2 protein-coding genes are annotated in these 2,150 nt (G+C 57.0%); both read right to left on the reverse strand.

What is annotated here, in order from left to right:
* Positions 1–18 precede the first annotated feature (18 nt).
* The gene (locus tag AC1RO5_RS30865; RefSeq protein WP_054984086.1) at positions 19–294 is read right to left on the reverse strand and encodes a hypothetical protein; all 276 of its coding nucleotides are present in this window, start codon (positions 292–294) and stop codon (positions 19–21) included.
* Entirely contained in the window at positions 291–1,271 is a 981-nt protein-coding gene (locus AC1RO5_RS30870) for an integrase domain-containing protein (RefSeq protein WP_493179550.1), read from the reverse strand. Before AC1RO5_RS30870 ends, AC1RO5_RS30865 begins: the two co-directional genes overlap by 4 nt.
* Between the last annotated feature and the right edge of the window lie 879 nt (positions 1,272–2,150).

Here is a 2,150-nt window from a genome sequence, read left to right on the forward strand (position 1 = left end):
CCGTTTTCTGACCTTCGTTTAAAGGTTGAACTGCCAGGATTTTCCTAAGCGATGAGTGAGTAATTGCATGGTCAGCAAATAGTAATAGCGCGTCGATTCAGTGTGCTGGTTTAGCTGGTGATTCAAAAACCACGCAAGGTGTTTTCTCTGCCAAGTCCATGGATTGTCGCGTTGCCAGCGCTCAGTGATCGCTGTTTGGATGGCCTTCGCCTGACGCAGGTGGCGTTGGCGCGTGGTATGCGACCCGGTCAGGACGCCCGCCAGGAACAAATCCATATCGAATGCCGTGCTCATGTGGGACCACCAATGTAAGCGGCCACCACGACGATACGGTTGTGCCCCAGCTCATAGCTGATTTGTACTCGGGCTTCCTGATCGAGACGTCGGTCGAGTTGATAGCAATGGCCTCCGTTGATGGGGGCGGGATGGTGGGTGATTTGCTCATAGCGCTCGCAAGCATAGGCTGCCCGCAATTCGTGGAAGCCTTTGAGGTCGTGCTTATGGATGATGTCCCGTGCGGGGCAGACGATTCCCTGCAAGAAATCGAGGTAGCTTTCGTTCGGTGCAAGCAGGTTGCGGCTACCCGTAGGCGACACCTGTTTTGCGAACCCAAGCGCGTCACGAATATGGTCATCCACCGTGATCCAACGTGGCGCCGACGCGCCGGATCGGCCCCCTTTGGTGCCATCCTGGATGTTGATCTTGCCGTAGTGTTCGGCTTCGCGTTTTAGGCGCGGAAGGTCGGCTAAGATGGCCTCGCGTAAGCGCATGCCGGTAGCTCGGGCCAACTGCACGATTGCAGCCGCGCGCGGCAGTTGGTGTTCGTAAAGCGCCTCGACGATCCGCTTAACTTGTTCACGATCCTGGCCTTGCGGGGCTGCTGTGCGGACGGTTGTGCGCTGCATTCCCAGCGCCTTACTCGGGCTCTGCACTTTCACATACTGATCACCGCGAAGCGCGGCCATGGTCCGGTTCACGCTGGACAACCGGTTTTGCGCAGTGGCGATGGCCAGCTCACCTTGTTCAACTTGTTGGCGTAGATGTCCGGCGTAGTCCAGCAAGGTCTGCCAATTAATCTGCCGCGCATCGTTAAACCCCGGCCCATCCTCCGAGTGACACCAGCGCACAAACGCCTGCCAGCGGTCACTGTGTGCTTTGACCGTGCCGTAATGCCCGCCGCCAAATAGGTCGCGCAATGCCTGCGGCCCTGCATAGCTCAGTTGCCGGCCATAGCCAAAATTGCGCCCATCCCGCCTACCTACCAATGCCATGATCAAACTCCTCTCGAAGCCAAAACTTTTAAAACTTTCCCCACGTCATCCCGCCAAGAATGTTGAGTGTTATCAGGGATCAAGGTCCCTGCGACCTGTGAGGGTTGTCCACTAACGCGGGACTGACGGCTCTTTACGACCGGGAGCTTGGGCATCTCATGATCTGGCCTCCTGAACACTTCCGCAGAAGTGGGCGGGTGGAGGCTGCGCTGGCTGACGAGACCAGCGCCGCGAGATCCTGAGTCAGGTGAAGGCAGTGATGCGATGATTGGGGTATGCCTGACTGTCAGTCAGGTGCAGTCCATTCCATGGGCTGCGGCACCATCATCTGCATCGCTGTTGCGGGTGACTCCGGTGTTTGTCACGCCGATTGTCACGAGGGGAAATGCCGCAAAGCCTTGTAAGAGTTGGGCTGCAGCAGCGGTAGGAGCGCCCGTCTCTTTCCAGAAGAAAGAGACGGGCGCAGGTTGGCGCAATGAAATGGCCAAGCGGATAGGTTGCTGCAGGGCAGTTGGGGGAGGGGGATGTATTTGCCGCAATGGCAATGATCTGGAATTGGCATCCATCACTCGGTGAGTGACCGTGCAAGCCGCCGGACGCTAATCGCACTTTGGGAGAACCACCACGCTGTGGCGTAGCCTTAAAGGTTCTGGCTACCTGGGTTGCTGTCAACGACAGCCCTTGCCCGATCTTTTCTACGCCTGTGGATAATTCGGGTCAAGGTTCGAATTTATGGAGATTCTGCGGCTGTGGCTGAAATTATACTCCGGTGGAAATCAGTGTTTTTCCCCAGACGGTTGTGTGGGCTTTAGATTTTTTAAGTGAGGTCCATCCAAGCAGGGCGGCTTTGCAGCCCTGCTTGGATGGACCCGCGTGGAA

Source organism: Pseudomonas sp. GW822-FHT02G04, from assembly GCF_058802085.1.